The organism is Pseudomonas sp. GG8 (genome assembly GCF_052976945.1).
On sequence record NZ_JBRIIP010000001.1, the window covers coordinates 3,301,643 to 3,319,804 of the forward strand.

9 protein-coding genes and 2 pseudogenes are annotated in these 18,162 nt (G+C 57.7%); 7 read left to right on the forward strand and 4 right to left on the reverse strand.

Annotated features, from left to right (window positions below; all coding sequences use genetic code 11):
- The first annotated feature begins 16 nt into the window (after positions 1-16).
- Both ACVBEG_RS16035 and ACVBEG_RS16040 read left to right on the forward strand, forming a co-directional pair.
- On the forward strand, positions 17-604 hold the full coding sequence (locus tag ACVBEG_RS16035; RefSeq protein WP_322178592.1) for a PilZ domain-containing protein: 588 nt from the start codon (positions 17-19) through the stop codon (positions 602-604).
- Positions 605-699: 95 nt separating this feature from the next.
- On the forward strand, positions 700-1,422 hold the full coding sequence (locus tag ACVBEG_RS16040) for a glycerophosphodiester phosphodiesterase (RefSeq protein ID WP_322178591.1): 723 nt from the start codon (positions 700-702) through the stop codon (positions 1,420-1,422).
- Positions 1,423-1,464: 42 nt separating this feature from the next.
- Here the strand turns inward: ACVBEG_RS16040 and sthA are convergent, their stop codons facing one another.
- Positions 1,465-2,859 carry a Si-specific NAD(P)(+) transhydrogenase gene (gene sthA / locus ACVBEG_RS16045; protein WP_322178590.1) on the reverse strand — a complete coding sequence of 465 codons (1,395 nt, stop codon included), beginning with the start codon at positions 2,857-2,859 and terminating at the stop codon, positions 1,465-1,467.
- Positions 2,860-3,055: 196 nt separating this feature from the next.
- Positions 3,056-4,051 (reverse strand): FAD:protein FMN transferase, encoded by a 996-nt coding sequence (locus ACVBEG_RS16050; protein WP_323569042.1) that lies wholly within the window; start codon positions 4,049-4,051, stop codon positions 3,056-3,058.
- Positions 4,052-4,192: 141 nt separating this feature from the next.
- On the opposite strand from ACVBEG_RS16050, the gene ACVBEG_RS16055 reads away from it, so the two are divergent.
- Positions 4,193-4,753, forward strand: a complete 561-nt coding sequence (locus tag ACVBEG_RS16055; RefSeq protein WP_322216986.1) for a chalcone isomerase family protein — start codon at positions 4,193-4,195, stop codon at positions 4,751-4,753.
- 21 nt (positions 4,754-4,774) lie between these two features.
- Here the strand turns inward: ACVBEG_RS16055 and ACVBEG_RS16060 are convergent, their stop codons facing one another.
- Entirely contained in the window at positions 4,775-9,391 is a 4,617-nt protein-coding gene (locus tag ACVBEG_RS16060) for a dermonecrotic toxin domain-containing protein (RefSeq protein ID WP_447108047.1), read from the reverse strand.
- 309 nt (positions 9,392-9,700) lie between these two features.
- Positions 9,701-11,164, reverse strand: coding sequence for a glyceraldehyde-3-phosphate dehydrogenase (locus ACVBEG_RS16065; RefSeq protein ID WP_322178586.1), 1,464 nt, complete (start codon positions 11,162-11,164; stop codon positions 9,701-9,703).
- Between the two features lie 169 nt (positions 11,165-11,333).
- Between ACVBEG_RS16065 and mfd the strand changes: the two genes are divergently transcribed.
- The 4 genes and pseudogenes from mfd to ACVBEG_RS16085 all read left to right on the forward strand — a co-directional run.
- Complete coding sequence (gene mfd / locus ACVBEG_RS16070; RefSeq protein WP_322216990.1) at positions 11,334-14,786, forward strand: transcription-repair coupling factor; 3,453 nt, start codon at positions 11,334-11,336, stop codon at positions 14,784-14,786.
- A 10-nt stretch (positions 14,787-14,796) separates the two neighbouring features.
- Entirely contained in the window at positions 14,797-15,321 is a 525-nt protein-coding gene (locus ACVBEG_RS16075) for a CsiV family protein (RefSeq protein WP_322178584.1), read from the forward strand.
- A 67-nt stretch (positions 15,322-15,388) separates the two neighbouring features.
- A pseudogene (locus ACVBEG_RS16080) lies at positions 15,389-15,910 on the forward strand (SWIM zinc finger family protein); the annotation flags it as partial.
- Positions 15,911-15,928: 18 nt separating this feature from the next.
- A pseudogene (locus tag ACVBEG_RS16085) lies at positions 15,929-18,082 on the forward strand (DEAD/DEAH box helicase); the annotation flags it as partial.
- Positions 18,083-18,162: the final 80 nt, after the last annotated feature.

The following is an 18,162-nucleotide window of genomic DNA, read 5'->3' on the forward strand; positions in this document are numbered from 1 at the left end:
CTACCATGGGTTCGCCATGTCGACATTAAATGAAGAAGATCGCCGCGAATACTACCGTATCGAGGACACGATCGCACTGGAAATTAACCACTTGTCCGACACTCACGCGCCCCATCAGGCGCCAGCGCAGGACACGTCCACGCTGTTCAACCTGCTCAGCGAGCTGCACATCAGCGAGTTCGAGTCTCAACATCTGCTACGCCAGTTAGGCGATCACGACCGCGCGCTAGGCAGTTATCTAAAGGCCCTGAACAAGCGTATCGATTTGCTCGGCCAAGTCGTGGCACACACCGTCCTGGGCAAGATCGGCGAGCCACAGCTGGTGATTCTCTCCGAAGGCGGCGTGCTGTTTCATCATCCACTGCCGATTCCCACAGGCACAAAACTGTCCATCAAGATGGTGCTGATGCCACAAGCACTGGGCTTGATGATGAACGCCAAGGTCACGCACTGCGACGCTCGCGAAATCGGAAATTTCGAAATCGGCACTGAGTTCGAGGACCTGCCGGATGCCCAGCGACAGCTGCTCGCCCGTTATATTTTGCAACGACAATCCCAGCAACGCCGCCTGGCGCGAGAGCAAAACAATGGCTCAGAGACTTGATACCTGACAAATTCGGCTATCCCGTGAAAACATCCGAACCCAGGTAACGAAGACGCTTAGGCAATAAGCAGCGCAAAAACCCACAAGGAGTAAACGTGACCCTTATTTACGGCCACCGCGGCGCTAAAGGCGAAGCACCGGAAAACACCCTGACCAGCTTCCAGGAATGCCTCAAGCACGGCGTTCGCCGCTGCGAGTTGGATCTGCACCTGTCCCGTGATGGCGAATTGATGGTAATCCATGACCCGACGCTAAAACGCACCACGGATCGGCGCGGCAAAGTCATTGAGCAAGACGCTGCTGACTTGGTGACTTTTGATGCGCGCAAAGGCGGCCCCGGCTGGATTCATCCCTGCCCGATCCCACGCTTGGAGGAATTGTTCGAGCAATGCGCCTTCGATCATTGGCAACTGGAAGTCAAAAGCGCATCACGCACACGCGCTGCGACCACCGTGCTGGCAATTCGGGAGTTGGCCCAGCGTCACGGCTTGCTGGACAAGGTCACCGTTACGTCGAGTTCGCGGGAAGTATTGCGCGCAGCGCTGGACCTGACACCCGACCTGTCACGCGGACTGGTGGCTGAATACGCCTGGCTCGACCCACTGAAGGTCGCGCAAAGTTATGACTGCAAGATTCTGGCGTTGAACTGGACACTGTGCACCCCCGAGCGCTTGCAGAAAGCCCAGCGTCAGGGATTGCACGTATCTGTTTGGACCGTCAACGAACCCGCGCTGATGCGCAGGCTCGCCGACTTCGGCGTAGATAGCCTGATTACAGACTTTCCCGGTTTGGCCACTGCCACTCTCGGGAATTGCTGAAATCGGTCTCCCCGGCCGGCTCAGGCCACCGGCCGGAGCCGCTCAAAAAAGCCGGTTGAGGCCATCGTAAGCAGCTACCCGATAAGCTTCTGCCATGGTCGGGTAGTTAAAGGTGGTGTTGACGAAGTACTTGAGGGTATTGGCCTCACCCGGCTGGTTCATGATTGCCTGACCGATATGCACGATCTCTGACGCCTGGTCACCAAAGCAATGCACGCCCAGCACTTGCAGCGTCTCGCGATGGAACAGGATCTTCAGCATGCCGACCGGCTCGCCGGAGATCTGCGCCCGGGCCATGCCCTTGAAGAACGCCTTGCCAACTTCGTACGGTATTTTCGCCTGGGTCAGTTCGTGTTCATTCTTGCCGATCGAACTAATCTCCGGAATGGTGTAGATCCCGGTTGGTACATCGTTGACGAAACGCCAGCTGCCATTGTCGACGAGACTGCCCGCCGCTGAACGACCCTGGTCATAAGCCGCACTGGCCAGGCTAGGCCAACCGATCACATCGCCCGCACCATAGATGGTCGGTACGCTGGTGCGGTAGCTCTCGTCGACTTCAATCTGACCACGGCTGTTGGCCTTGATCCCGACGTTTTCCAACCCGAGTTTGTCGGTGTTGCCGGTCCGGCCGTTACACCAGAGCAAGGCGTCGGCCTTGATCTTTTTACCGGACTTGAGGTGCAGGATCACACCATGATCCAGGCCTTCGACCTTCTCGTAATCTTCGTTGTGGCGAACCATTACGTTGTTGTTGCTGAAGTGATAGCTCAACGCCTGAGAGATTTCCGAATCAAGGAAGCTCAGCAGTTGCTCACGGTTGTCCACCAGTTCGACCATCACCCCAAGACCGCTGAAGATCGAGGCGTATTCGCAACCGATAACACCGGCACCGTAGATGATCAGCTTGCGCGGGGTATGCCCGAGGCTGAGGATGGTGTCGCTGTCATAAATTCGTTGGTGGGTGAAATCGATATCGACCGGGCGATAGGGACGCGAGCCGGTGGCGATGATGATCTGATTGGCCACCAACTTTTCCAGCGTACCGTTGGGGCACACCACGTCGATGCTGTGCTCATCGGCAAAACTGCCCGTGCCTAAAAACACGTCGACACGGTTACGGGCGTAATAGCCGGTACGCGATGTCACTTGCTTGGCGATGACTTTTTCAGCGTTTTTAAGTACGTCCGGGAACGAGAACCAGCGCGGCTCACCAATGGCCCTGAACATAGGGTTGGTGTTGAAGTGGATGATTTGCTTGACCGAGTGACGCAGCGCCTTGGACGGGATGGTGCCAAGGTGAGTGCAGTTGCCGCCGACCTGACGACGGCTATCGACCATCGCTACTTTGCGTCCTGCTTTAGCGGCGTTCATTGCCGCGCCTTCTCCCGCCGGGCCTGAACCCAGCACTACTACGTCGTAGTTGTAGACAGCCATGCGTACTCCTTTAGAACAGGCCGAGGCACCACTCTGGCGTCTCTGGCTAAATCATGCCGCGGCCAGCGGCATGAAGGATCGAAACTGGTGCGCAGTCTAACCAAGCGCGCAAGCGGCGAACATTAACCCTTGGTCGCGTCGTAGGCTAATACTGTCTGCACTACATCACACGCCTGGGTGATAAATCGCTGTCGGACTACTGCGATTTCCCGGCAAACAGCCTGTCAAACTCCGGATTGCTGCGGATGATAAAACGCTTGTCGACACGAATCACAAAAAAAGCGGCAATTTTATGCTGCTCTGCAAAAGCCCAACCCCGTTCCGGTCCGAGAATCAGCAGCAGAGTGGATAAACCATCAGCCATCAACGTCGAGTGATCAATAACGGTGACCGATGCCAGCGCATGATCAATGGGCGCACCGGTCAACGCATCAAGGGTATGGGAGTAACGGTGCCCATCCTGTTCGAAATAGTTACGGTAGTCGCCAGAGGTGGAGACGCCATAACCATCGAGTTCGATGGTTTTTTCGACGACCCGCTCATCGTCCCGGGGCGCTTCGAGCGCTACACGCCAGGGCGAACCATCAGCTTTTTTCCCAACCGCCTTGAGTTCACCTGTCGCCTCGACCAAAAAACTGCCGATACCCAACGCCTGCATCCGCGCGCTGATGCGGTCCACCGCATAACCGGCTGCGATGCTATTGAAGTCCACCTCCACCGACGCATCCTTGCACAACTGATCGCCGTCGATATGCAAGTGACCATACCCCACCCGCTGGCGCACCACGGCCAACTGCTCAGGCGTCGGCACTTGCTCGACCCGGGCCTGCGGGCCAAAACCCCACAAATCGAGCAAGGGTTCCACCGTCAGATCATATGAGCCGTCGCTGTCGATGGACAATTGCTCCCCCACCCGCACCAACGCCAACACCCCTGCGGGCATCGTCTGACAACTGTTCGCTGGCAGCCCATTGAACCGCTCAATGTCGGAATCACTGCGGTAGGTCGACATCTGCTGATCGACTTCAGCCAGAATCGCTTCCACCTCCGGCTGGACGTGCGCAACGTCTGGCCCGGAGGGGCCGCGGATGTATTTCACCGAATACGTACTGCCCATGGTCGGACCGCCAAAGCGTTCCAGGCCATCACCCGAACCGCATGCGGCCATGGAGCCCATCAGCAGTAAGGGCATCCAAAACTTGACGAGCCAAACGCTGCAATTGAGCGCGCGCGATTCTGCTATCCAATCGGAACACATTTATTCCTCGCAAGCCCGGCATCGAGCAAAAATTGACTTAACCTGTCAGTAGGCATTCAACGAAGCGCGGCCATTATGCGACATCTGATGATTTACCTGCTGCTGACATTCAGTCCATTGGCACTGGCTAATCAAGCAGAGCGCCTCAAGGAAGCAAACTTCCCCGCGCAACTCAGCGACCACTCACCTGTGCTTGAACGCAAGAGCCAGGCGGTACTGACGTATTTATGGGTCGACGTATACGCTGCAGCCCTGTTTGCTGAACCTTCGACCAGCGTCCAACAGGCGGTTTCCGCCCAAAAAACGCAGCGCCTCGAATTGTATTATTTTCGCGACATTGATCGTCAGGACGTGATCAAAGCCGCCAGTGCTACGCTCGAACGCCAGCAAAACACAGCAACCCTCGCCCGCCTGCAACCACAACTGGATCAGATCAATCAGAGCATCCAGAGTATTCGTCGCGGAGACAGGTACGCCTTGACCTGGCAGCCTGGCCAGGGACTGAAGATGGAATGCAACAGCAAGGTCATCTTCAGCAGCCGGGACAGCGAATTGGCCCAGGTATATTTCTCGATCTGGCTAGGGACTCAGGGGGTCTCAGACGACTTGCGAGAAGCCTTGCTCACGCAGAATTGAGCAAGGCTGTTGTGCTTCGTATCAGCGAGCTAACACCAGGAACAAGCGTTGCGCCAGCTCCTTGCCAATTACACTGCGGTAAATGCTCACGACTTCTTTATTGTCACTGGCGGCTCTAAGCAAAGCCTTATAACCCAGACGTCTCTGTTCAGGTAACTTCAGATGTGCAGCCGTGAAGGCCTCGGAACTGGCGCTTTCTGTGGCGTAATGAAAATGCGCCCACCATAAGATCTGGTTGTCCTTGTCGCGAATCGCGTACTCCTGCAGAAAGTCGTCACGCCGGGCACCCGACAAGTTCTTTCTACCGTCGAAGCGTGAAATATTGACCTCCCCTTGCCTATCCAGGTAGTTGATTCGTGCCGCCGTCGGCGGCCGAGCCTTGATCATACTGATACGAATGCTGCGCCCCTCTTTGGTCAATCGGGCCGCTGCCGCCCGAAGGTCTTTGAGCACGCTGACCACCTGCGCATAAACCGATTCAGCCAGCATTGCATCATTGCTGTACACGTCGAGCCGGTCCGCAAGCTCGCTCAGCTTTCCGGCCTTTTGCACCAGAATATCTTGCATATCTTCAGGTTCACTGGCCCTCTTGGACTGACGCCAGGCGCTGCTGACTGTTCGCTCCACTTGACTGAGCGACTCAAGCGCATCGCGTTGCAACTCATTCAATGGCACGTTTTTGACTTTCGGGGTGGTCGTGGGTGGCTGAGCAGTCTCGATGCCCACCCATTCCCCGTCGGCATGCTGGTGATAGGAGCCGATGACTCGATGGGTGATCAGGTCGGTCACATCTACAACCTCGCCGGGAAAATCCGGTTCTTCCGAGCGAACCTGCCCCACCAGCGAGCGCTGACCTCGTGTCCTGATTATTTTTTTCCTGGGCTGCTCAACCTTGGGTACATATTCAGACGGCAGTGCAGACGAGTCTGTTTCCTCTTGAATCAGCGCAGACAAACGGGTTTCCGCGCTGTCACGTATGGCAACCATCTCAGCCAAAAATCGCTTCAGGTACTCACTCTGAACAGAGTCAATTTCAAAGGACTGCGCATAAACCGCAATATCAACGGCCCTGCCATATTCGCGAAATGCACTTTCAAGCACGTTGATCTGCTCGATCAGCGAGTAGTCGTTAGGCTTGTCCAGCTCGGCGTGAGAACTGAGTGCACCGTGAAGGCCGTCGTCGTTACGCAACGCCTTGAGCTGCTTCAAGCTTTGATCCATGAGCATTTGTTCTTTGCTGAAACACAGTTCAAGCAAAGAGAACAGGCGCGTCACTTTCCACTCCAGACGGGTGAACATATTATTCTTGTGCAATTCCAATACCTCGACGCGCCAAAGCGACTCTCCCACCTTGGGAACCGCACGCAACTGCTGCCAAAGTAATTCCCTGGCATCTGCCCATTTCGCGCCCATTTCCTGCTGCACCAGAAGCTTCCTGAATAAATTCAGGTATGCATCGACATTAGCGGGGACCACCACACCATCCGAGGATGATTCTTGCAGGATCGCGATGTCATGCCGCGTCATGCGTTGAATATCCTGAAGCAAAAGCCCTTCGAAATAACACACGTGCCTGGCAGCGCCCCGAAGATCAGCCGCAGTCACCTGCTCTAAAGGACGATCTGCGGACCTCAACGCTTGGCCCTGCTTGATTTTTTGCTCGACAACTTCAACGACTTCCTGCAAATCTTTTTCATAACGCAGGAAAAACAATGAGCGAAGCTCGCCGGTCGCGGTCCGGAGCTGCGTGTCGTAAGCCATGATTTTTTTATACAGTGCGTCTAAACGCGACTGTGACTGCATCCTGCTTTCCGTGATTTGTTTGAGCTTGGCGGCGTTTTCCTCAATCATTTTTCCAGCTTTTTTCTTGGGGCCTCCACCGCGTAATCTCAGCCTCAGGTCCAGATCCCAGACCGGACCATCATGCTTGAGCCACGGCCCGGTTCGCAGTGAATCATTCAAGTCGACAACGACGACGCCGTCCTCCTCAAGCATCACCCGGTAAAGGTCTGAATCGACCCTGGCATACCATGCTCCCTCAACCTCATACAAACCCTCATGAGGACCGGCAGCCGCAGGAGCCCCCAGGGTCGACGCAAGCGAGACCTTAAAGGTGTCCAAAATCCCTCGTTGAGTCGCGGTCAATTGATTCCTCGGATTCGACCAAGTGAAATCGAGCACAGTTCGTCCGGCGCCAATCGGCTGCATCGCCAGCGGCTCGGATTGCCGAATAACCATTTCAGCCACAACCGATGGGGCTGCCTCGTCTCTGCGGCTCAGCCCTGATGTACGAATGGCTGACCCGCTGACAGAGAGACCTTGGTGCATGAGAATCAGAGAAATATTCAGCAAAAAATCGGCCAGCGCGGTGGCCTGGACGCTGGCATCAGTGCTGCCTTGAGCCTTCAGCGCCTGATCAACGCTGACCATCAACTGTGCAAGCCACACGGCATTGGCCACCGGACCACTGACAAAAGGCAGCAGGACATTGAGCAGCAACCAGCCACCTTGCTTGAGCCTCGCCCAGCGACTTTCGGTGTTAGAGACTGAGTTTCGGTCAGCCAGATCAACCAGCGCCCGGGCATTGGCGGCAAAAAGGACGAGCAATGGGTCGCCATCAACCGTGTCGACACTCAGCACAGCTGGTTGCGGGCGCTCCAGCGGCGCAAACTCGGAGCCCAGACCGAAGCGCACACTATGCGGTTCCTGAAAGCCGCCGTTGGCGTAGTTCAATCGCGCCCGGTCACCCAGCCAAACCAGAACGGTCTCCTGCATGTCGCCCGGTTGTTGTATGGCAGCCAGCAGCGCTGACCATGAGCCAAATTCAGTCAACGACTGACTGGCGAACGGCCGGTAAAGCACATGCGGCCCGGCAGCCACTTTTTCAGGGCCAATCACGAACATATTGCTGACCACGTCAGCGCTTGCGCCTGGGTGCGAGAAGAATGCCAAGGGCCGGATGACGATGCCGTGAGTCCCGACCTTTCGTTCGCCTGACGCTTTCATGAGCGCGGCGACATTGCGATAACCCGCCTCGCTGAACCCGCCCTCTCCCTTGATCTTCTGTTCCAGCGCCTTGAGCGGCAACTGAATCCGCAATTGTCGGGCAAACAATACCTGACGCCGCCCGGCTTCCTCGGTATCGGTAATCAGAGACCGCTCAAGCAGATGAGGATAGGCCTGGCCAATGTTCGCGCGTGCAGTCAGCGCTTTAAGGTAGTCCACCGAGAACCAGTCGGGTATTGGCTGAGCGCCGGCACGATGCAGGGTAATGCTTCCATAGGGCAGACTCGACAGGTTTTCCAGTGCGAACTCGCTCAGTGTCATACGCACCCGTTCAACCCCGCCTACCGACACGATCTGCCCGCCCGATGGCAACGCTGCAGCCGTCACTTTGTCGATCACGATCTCGATGTCGTCCAGCGACAAGTCGCTGGCACCGGGATGGTCTTCCAGCACATTCAGGCGCAAGGTCTGAAGCGTAAAATCGGTGATCGACGGCAAATCGTCATTAAACGATTGGCCGTTCGAGTGTTTCTGCTCTACCGCTAACGCAGTCAGATATCGGCTGTAATCCAAACGGTCAGTTATCGAGGCATGCTGAAGCCATTCGGGAAGCGTCTCGAGGGCCAGTGTCGGAACCCGGGTATCGGCAGAGGCCGGCGCGTCGAACATGCTGCACAGGTCTGTGACCGAGGCCAGGTGTTGCTCTAGAGACTCAAGGTCATACGAATCAGCACCTTTCAGCGCCTGCAGGGTGTTCAACTGCGTCTCCAGAAGGACCTGAGTCAACGCCTCGAAAATATTGCCCTCGGGCTCATACAGCGTCCATTGGAGCTGATCGACGTCCCACTCTCTGCCGAGCCTCGCACCCAGGCTTACGCCTAACTGATCCTGGGATGAACAGGATTCGACCTTCCCCGAAGGCCAGCACACCATCACGATCTCGTCTCCAGCCGTGTGCCCGACCAACACAATCGCAGGCAGTGGCTCGTCGTTGGATTCGCCCTCTTTGCCCATATTGAGGTAAGCGATGCACGCGCGCAGGTCATCGTCGGCCTTGCCAGGGATCGCACCGAGCAAGGCGTTGCGTTGAGCCTTATCCGCAAACATGGCAACAGCACTCAGGGCTGAGCGTTGCGCGTCAGTCTGCTGCGGAAAAGCCCCCGCTATGACCTTGTCGCTGAGCTGCTGCTTCAGCCTGCTGGACAACCATTCCCAGCGACTGATACCCGTGGTGCTTGGCTGACACCAATAGTCCGCAGTAGCCTGTTCAAAACCTTCGATCAACACCAGCGACAACCTGTCGAGCAGGGCGCTGATGTCTGCCATATCGACGGCCAGCGGCATCCATTCGCCAGCCGATGGCTGAGCCACAAGCACATGCTGTCCTTGCGTGAAGTGCCACGGTCTCTGGCTAGAGAAATTATCCAGCAGACAGTCCGTCAGTGTCATGAGGCGGCCTGCCGTGTTTGCGTACTCGCGACTCAATGGCGGTTCGGACACAACCGCCACCTCGGGTTCAATGCTCAGCGCAGGGTATTTTTCGCTTAGGGCGTCACGGAGCATTGCGGTTGCCACGTCACGCAGTGTTGGGCGGGTCAAAAATTGTTCGACCACATCGATTTTGATTGTCATCTCGCAGGTTTACTCACTCAGTTGGGTTGTTCGCCCCCAAACGTAGCCATTGCTATGTTTGAGGGGGCACGGCCGAGTGAGTTAAGGGTGCGCCTCTGAGCCGAGTGACATACATAAGTAGTGATGCCTGAATAAGCTTTCGATATCGGTAGTCGTATGGATTGTTCTGCAGGTGTGAAACCGACCGCCACCACACTGGCAGTCACCTCTGGCGGCGCCGGTAAACGGCTGATAGCCAAATCGCGTCCAAAAAAATGCCCCGAACTGAGTCGGGGCACCTTTCTACCTTTTACTTGGCCTAGTGGTTACTTAACGCGGGAAAGCAGGCGGGTTGACCCCGGACATGTCTTCCATCACGCGAACAACCTGGCAGCTGTAACCGAATTCGTTGTCATACCAGACGTACAGAACAACACGGTTGTCATTGCAGATGGTCGCTTCAGCATCCACTACACCGGCGTGACGCGAACCCACGAAGTCGGTGGAAACCACCTCCTGCGAATGCACGAAATCGATCTGCTTGTGCAGGTCCGAGTGCATGGCCATGTAGCGCAGGTACTCGTTGATTTCGTCGCGGCTGGTTGGCTTCTCAAGGGTCAGGTTGAGAATAGCCATGGACACGTTTGGCGTTGGAACACGGATCGCGTTGCCGGTCAGTTTGCCAGCCAGTTCAGGCAGGGCCTTGGCAGCGGCGGTAGCAGCACCGGTTTCAGTGATAACCATGTTCAACGCAGCGCTACGGCCACGACGATCACCCTTGTGGAAGTTGTCGATCAGGTTCTGGTCGTTGGTGTACGAGTGAACTGTTTCAACGTGACCATTGACGATACCGAACTTGTCGTTGACGGCTTTCAACACCGGCACGATGGCGTTGGTGGTGCAGGAGGCCGCCGAAACGATCAGGTCTTCAGCCGTGATCTGATCATGGTTGATGCCATGCACGATATTCTTCAGTTTGCCTTTGCCTGGCGCGGTGAGAACCACACGCTCGATGCCTGCGCAGGTCAAATGCTGGCCCAGACCCTCGGCATCACGCCATACGCCGGTGTTATCCACCAGCAATGCGTCCTTGATGCCGTACTGGGTGTAATCCACCTCGGTCGGGTTCTTCGCGTAGATCACCTTGATCATGTTGCCGTTGGCGGTGATGGTGCTGTTGGCTTCATCGATAGTGATGGTGCCATTGAACGGGCCATGTACCGAGTCACGACGCAGCAGACTGGCACGCTTGACCAAGTCATTGTCGGCGCCTTTGCGCACGACAATGGCGCGCAGACGCAGGCCATCGCCCCCACCGGTTTTCTCGATCAGAATCCGCGCCAGCAGGCGACCGATCCGGCCGAAACCGTACAGCACGACGTCCTTGCCTTTACGAGCAGTGGCGCTTTGTTGACCGACGACGTCAGCCAGCTCTGCACGCACGAACTGCTCGGCAGTACGGCCTTGGCCTTCTGCCTTGAATTTCACGGCCAACTTGCCCAGGTCCACCGAAGCGGCACCCAGCTTGAGTTCGCTCATCGCTTTTATAAGCGGGAATGTTTCGTGTACGGACAGCTCACTGCCATCGGCCTGGCGATGACGAGCAAAGCGATGGGCTTTGAGAATCGCGATGACTGAACGGTTGATCAGACTGCGGCCATAGATCGAGCTCACCACATTGTTATTGCGGTAGAGCTGACCGATGAGGGGGATCATCGCCTCGGCGAGGGCTTCACGATCGATCCATTCACCAAGACACTGGTCGGGCTTCTGAGTCACGGGAACCTTCCACATGTAGGGGCTGAAAAAAGGGGCTACATTATGCCGCCGCCTTTGTTTATGAGCAATGCACGGCTATCAGATTACATGGCACTACATTTTCCGGCGCGCTGAAAACTGACAGCACCTACCTCCTCCCGCTACAATCGCACCCCCTGTTGCAACGCTTGGAGCTCAACCTCCCGTGCCTGTCCTGCGCCTACCGCTACTCCCTGCCGCTGCAGGTAAACAACACTGGGGCAATTTGCCTGGTGCCGCCCTGAGCCTGGCCATCGCCGAGGCTGCCAGCGCCGCCAAGCGCTTCACGCTGCTGTTGACCGCCGACAGCCAGAGTGCCGAACGTCTTGAGCAAGAGCTTAGCTTCTTTGCGCCCACGCTGCCGGTTCTGCATTTTCCGGATTGGGAAACCCTGCCCTACGATTTGTTCTCGCCGCACCAGGACATTATTTCCCAGCGCATCGCCAGCCTTTATCGGTTGCCGGAACTCGCGCATGGCGTTTTGGTAGTACCGATCACGACGGCGCTACACAGACTGGCACCCACCAAATTCCTGCTCGGCAGCAGCCTGGTGCTGGACATCGGCCAGAAGCTTGATGTCGAGCAGATGCGTACCCGGCTTGAGGCCAGCGGCTATCGCTGCGTCGATACGGTGTATGAGCACGGCGAGTTCGCGGTCCGTGGCGCCCTGATCGATCTGTTCCCGATGGGCAGCAAACTGCCGTACCGGATCGACCTGTTCGACGACGAAATCGAAACCCTGCGCACCTTCGACCCGGAAAACCAGCGCTCCATCGACAAGGTCGAATCGGTTCGCCTGCTGCCGGCGCGAGAGTTTCCGCTGCAAAAAGATGCTGTCACCCGCTTCAAGGCCCGCTTTCGCGAGCGCTTCGACGTGGACTTCCGTCGCTGCCCGATCTTTCAGGACCTGAGCAGCGGCATCACACCGGCCGGTATCGAGTACTACCTGCCGTTGTTCTTCGACGAAACCTCAACCCTGTTCGATTATCTGCCCCAGGACACCCAGGTGTTCTCCCTGCCCGGCATCGAACAAGCGGCGGAAAATTTCTGGAACGACGTCCGCAACCGTTATGAGGAGCGTCGCGTCGACCCTGAGCGACCTTTATTACCGCCCAATGAATTGTTCCTGCCGGTGGAAGACTGCTTTGCTCGCCTGAAAAGCTGGCCACGCGTGGTTGTCAGCCAGCAGGACGTCGAGCCTAGCGCTGGTCGCGAGCGCTTCCCGGCGCTGCCGTTGCCGGACTTGGCGATTCAATCCAAGGCCACGCAACCGTTGGCGGCGCTGTCGACATTTCTCGAAGGATTCCCGGGCCGTGTGCTGTTCACTGCTGAATCCGCCGGGCGCCGGGAAGTCCTGCTGGAACTGCTTGAACGCCTGAAGCTGCGGCCGAAAACCGTGGACAACTGGCCGGACTTCGTCAGTGGCAGCGAGCGCCTGTCGATCACCATCGCACCACTGGATGAGGGTCTGCTGCTGGAACACCCCTCCCTGGCACTGGTAGCCGAAAGCCCACTGTTCGGTCAGCGGGTCATGCAGCGCCGGCGCCGGGAAAAACGCACCGACGGCGGCAACAATGACGCAGTCATCAAAAACCTCACTGAACTGCGCGAAGGCGCACCGGTGGTGCATATCGACCATGGCGTTGGCCGCTACCTGGGCCTGGCCACGCTGGAAGTGGAGAATCAGGTCGCCGAATTCCTGATGCTGGCCTATGCCGAAGACGCCAAGCTATATGTCCCGGTTGCCAACCTGCACCTGATCGCCCGCTACACTGGCAGCGATGACGCCCTTGCGCCGCTGCACCGACTGGGTTCGGAAACCTGGCAGAAAGCCAAACGCAAAGCGGCCGAGCAAGTGCGCGATGTCGCCGCCGAGCTATTGGACATCTACGCGCGACGGGCCGCCCGTGAAGGGTATGCCTTCGCCGACCCAAAAGCCGACTACGCGACGTTCAGCGCCGGCTTCCCATTCGAAGAAACCCCGGACCAGCAAACCACCATTGATGCCGTACGTGCCGACATGCTCGCGCCCAAGCCGATGGACCGCCTGGTGTGCGGCGACGTGGGCTTCGGCAAAACCGAAGTGGCAATGCGCGCAGCCTTTATTGCCGTACATGGCGGACGTCAGGTGGCCATTCTGGTGCCGACCACCCTCCTCGCCCAGCAGCACTACAACAGTTTCCGCGATCGCTTTGCCGATTGGCCAGTAAGCGTGGAAGTCATGAGCCGCTTCAAGTCTGCCAAAGAAATCAACGCAGCAGTCGCGGACCTGGCAGAAGGCAAGATTGATATCGTCATCGGCACGCACAAGCTGTTGCAGGACGATGTGAAGATCAAGAATCTGGGCCTGGTCATCATCGACGAAGAGCACCGTTTCGGCGTGCGTCAGAAGGAGCAACTCAAGGCCCTGCGCAGTGAAGTCGACATTCTCACCCTGACCGCGACCCCGATCCCGCGCACGCTGAATATGGCGGTTTCGGGCATGCGTGATTTATCGATCATTGCCACACCGCCAGCTCGCCGCTTGTCCGTGCGCACTTTTGTCATGGAAGAGAACAAAAGTACGGTCAAGGAAGCACTGCTCCGTGAACTGCTGCGTGGTGGCCAGGTTTACTACCTGCACAACGACGTGAAAACCATCGAGAAATGCGCCGCCGACCTGGCCGAACTGGTGCCTGAAGCCCGTATCGGCATCGGCCATGGACAGATGCGCGAACGCGATCTCGAACAGGTGATGAGCGACTTCTATCACAAGCGCTTCAACGTCCTGATCGCCTCGACCATCATCGAGACGGGTATTGACGTGCCCAGCGCGAACACCATCATCATCGAACGTGCCGACAAATTCGGTCTGGCGCAATTGCACCAATTACGTGGCCGGGTCGGCCGCAGTCACCACCAGGCTTACGCCTACCTGCTGACCCCACCCCGGAAACAGATCACTCCAGACGCAGAGAAGCGCCTGGAAGCCATCGCCAACACCCAGGACCTCGGTGCGGGCTTCGTGCTCGCGACCAACGATCTGGAGATCCGTGGTGCTGGCGAACTGCTGGGCGACGGGCAGAGCGGACAGATCCAGGCCGTGGGCTTCACCCTGTACATGGAAATGCTTGAACGCGCGGTCAAGGCCATTCGCAAGGGCGAGCAGCCAAACCTCGACCAACCCCTGGGCGGCGGCCCGGAAATCAACCTGCGCTTGCCAGCGTTGATCCCTGAAGCCTACCTGCCCGATGTTCATACCCGCCTGATTCTGTACAAACGCATCGCCAATGCCGCCGACGAAGAGGGCCTCAAGGACCTCCAGGTCGAGATGATCGACCGCTTCGGCCTGCTGCCCGAACCGACCAAAAACCTGGTACGCCTGACGCTGCTCAAATTGCAGGCCGAGCAGCTGGGCATCAAAAAAGTCGACGCCGGACCGCAGGGTGGACGAATTGAGTTCAGCGCCGATACCCAAGTTGATCCGCTGGTGCTGATCAAACTGATTCAGGGCCAGCCCAACCGCTACAAGTTCGAGGGTGCCACGCTGTTCAAGTTCATGGTGCCGATGGAGCGCCCGGAAGAGCGATTCAATATTTTAGAAGCGCTGTTCGAGCGCCTGACTCCAAAAACGGCTTAAGGATTCACCCATGCGTGTGCTCCACTCATTGATTCTGCTGCTGACACTGGTCACACCGGCAGCGTTTGCCGACGGCCTGTATCAGGTCGAAATGATCCTGTTCCGGCAGATTGGCCAACCAGCCACGACCAACCAGCCCTCCCCCGAAGCCTGGGCCGCCGGGGCGCAGAAAATCAGCCCCGAGAATGAACGCAGCCCGGCGCTGACCGGAATGGCCAGCAAACTGGAGGCGAGCGGCAACTATAACGTGCTGCTGCATCGGGCCTGGCAGCAAAACCTGAGCGCTGACCCGAGCAAAATGGCGGTCAGCAGTGGTCAGGAGCAGTTTGGTCACTTTCCCATTGAAGGCACCGTCACCTTGAGCCTGGCGCGGTTTACTGATATCACGGCAGACTTTTGGGTCAATCAGCTCGATGCCTATGGCGTGGTGCGCACCAGCGAGCGAATGACCCAGACGACCCGGGTGAAGAATGGCGAATTGACCTATATGGACAATGGCAGCCTGGCCATGCTGATCAAGGTTTCACCTCTTTAAGCATCCAGGGAGCGCGTTGCGCTCCTTGCCCTTTGAGCATCGCTGCGGCGTCGGGCTGTACTGAACTGTGTCGTCCATTCTTGAAAAAGTTCTAGCCTCTTCATGGGCACAAGTCTTCAAAGCTCAAAGCCTTGAGCGAGGGCGCGACTACGCCCAGCAGCAACGCATCAAGTTGCAGCACCTGAGTCCCGAGCTGGTCAGGACAGTGTGCAAAGGCTCGGGCCTGGAAATCTACACGCAAACCCTCACCCTCAAGGACCCAGCCGAGCATAAACAATTCGTGGCGTGTAAATGCACCTGCCCCGTGCGCAACAATTGCAAACATTGCGCTGCCGCTCTTTTCTTTCTGCAGGACCCGGAAAACAAGGCCTCGATCCTCACCGCGCTGGGTGCGCCAGACCGTGCGCCTGCGCCAGCACGAGCCGAGCCCAAGCCCGCATTGCCAGAACGCTTGATCGACACCCAGCCTCGGCCTCGGCTGATTCTCGCCAGCTTCGAGTTCAGCGCTTACGAACCGCGCAATGGCCGTATGCAGCGCCATATCCAGCATCGCGCCGCGCTGGCGTTTGGCTACGGTGAGTATTACGCGACGGGAAGCAAAACCACCGACGTCCTGGAGCACTTCGATACTGAAACCGTGCGCATACGCCGCTATCCAGAGGCAGAAAAGCACTGGCGACAGGTTATTCAGGACCTCGGTTTCAGGCTGGCGACTCGGCAAAGCAAGGCCTTGCCCGATAGCGCTGGGGACATGTTCGAACTGCCGAGCGACAAGGCCTGGCTGAATTTCATGACCCACGACCTGCCGCAGTTGCGTGAGCAAGGCTGGGAGATCGACGTCGCGGAGGATTTCGCGTTTGACGTCACCCCCGTAGACGACTGGTATGCAGTCATTGATGAGCAGCCTGAGCACGACTGGTTCGACCTGGAGCTGGGCATCATCGTCAATGGTGAGCGCCTGAGCCTGCTGCCGATTCTGATCAATCTACTGCGCAGCCACCCCGAACTGATGAGCCCGGCCGGGATCGCCAAGCGTCGGGATGATGAGCAACTCTTGGTCCAGCTCAACCACTTCACCCAGCGAGGTGGCGGCCCGGTGCAAGTCGCCCTGCCCTACGGCCGTCTAAAACCAGTACTGGCAACCCTGGGTGACTTCTATTGGCGCGAAGACGGCAATACCGCGCTGCGCCTCAATACTGCAGACGCCGCACGCTTGACCCAGCTGGACGATATGCCGCTGACATGGGAAGGCGGTGAACGCCTGCGCCAATTCGGCGAGCGCCTGGCGGACATCAAGAATTTTTCAGTAAGTGTCCCCGATGGCTTGAATGCGACCCTGCGACCCTATCAGCTCGAAGGCCTGAGCTGGATGCAATCGCTGCGCGAACTGGAAGTGGGCGGCATCCTGGCCGATGACATGGGCCTGGGTAAAACCCTGCAAACCCTGGCCCACCTGCTGGTGGAAAAACAGGCCGGTCGCCTTGATCGCCCGTCCCTGGCCGTGATGCCCACCAGCCTGATTCCCAACTGGATGGATGAAGCTGAACGCTTCGCACCTCAACTACGTGTATTGGCGTTGTATGGGCCAGGTCGGCGCCAGGACTTTGCCAACCTGCAGGATTACGACCTGATTCTCACCACCTATGCATTGCTGCCGCGCGATGTAGAATTGTTGGCGCAGCAACCGCTGCATGTGCTGATCCTCGACGAAGCGCAGTACATCAAGAACCCCAACAGCAAGGCCGCTGAGGCCGCGCGCAGTCTAAACGCCCGACAGCGCCTGTGCCTGAGTGGTACGCCGCTGGAAAACCATCTGGGCGAACTCTGGTCGCTGTTCCACTTCCTGATGCCCGGCTGGCTGGGCGACAGCAAGCAGTTCAACAGCAACTACCGCACCGCCATCGAGAAGCAGGGCAACGAAGAACGCTTGCAGCACTTGAACGCGCGAATCAAGCCGTTTTTGCTGCGTCGTACCAAGGAGCAAGTCGCAACCGAACTGCCGCCCAAGACCGAAATCATCCATTGGGTCGAGCTCAACGACGCCCAGCGCGATGTGTATGAGACGGTGCGCCTGGCCATGGACAAAAAGGTGCGCGACGAAATCGCCCGCAAAGGCGTTGGTCGCAGTCAGATCATCGTACTTGAGGCGCTGCTCAAACTGCGCCAGGTCTGCTGTGATTTACGGCTGGTCAACAGCGCACCTGCAACGGGGCGCCATGGCAGCTCGGCCAAGCTGCACAGTCTGATGGAAATGTTTGAAGAGTTGCTGGCAGAAGGTCGAAAAATCCTGTTGTTCTCGCAGTTCACCTCAATGCTGACCCTGATCGAAGCCGAGCTGAAACAGCGCGGCATCGAATACGCATTGCTCACCGGGGCAACCAGAGACCGTCGCACACCGGTGCAGGATTTTCAGAGCGGCAAGCTTCCGGTTTTCCTGATCAGCCTCAAAGCCGGTGGCACCGGCCTGAACCTGACCGCAGCCGACACGGTGATCCATTACGATCCCTGGTGGAACCCGGCGGCCGAAAATCAGGCCACCGACCGCGCGTACCGCATCGGCCAGGAGAAACCGGTGTTCGTCTACAAGATGATCGCGCGCGGCACCGTGGAAGAGAAAATCCAGCGTTTACAGCAGGAAAAATCAGCGCTGGCGTCAGGCGTACTGGATGGCAGGACCGCAGGTGACTGGAAGCTGGGAAGCGAAGACATCGCCGCCCTGTTCGCGCCATTGCCAGCGCCGGTCAAAAAGATAAAGCATTGAGTCAGCCACCCCTAACTTACCCTGTGAAAGCTGAGTGAGCGTTCACTGGGTAAGCGAGGGGTAACAATAGATGCAGGAGC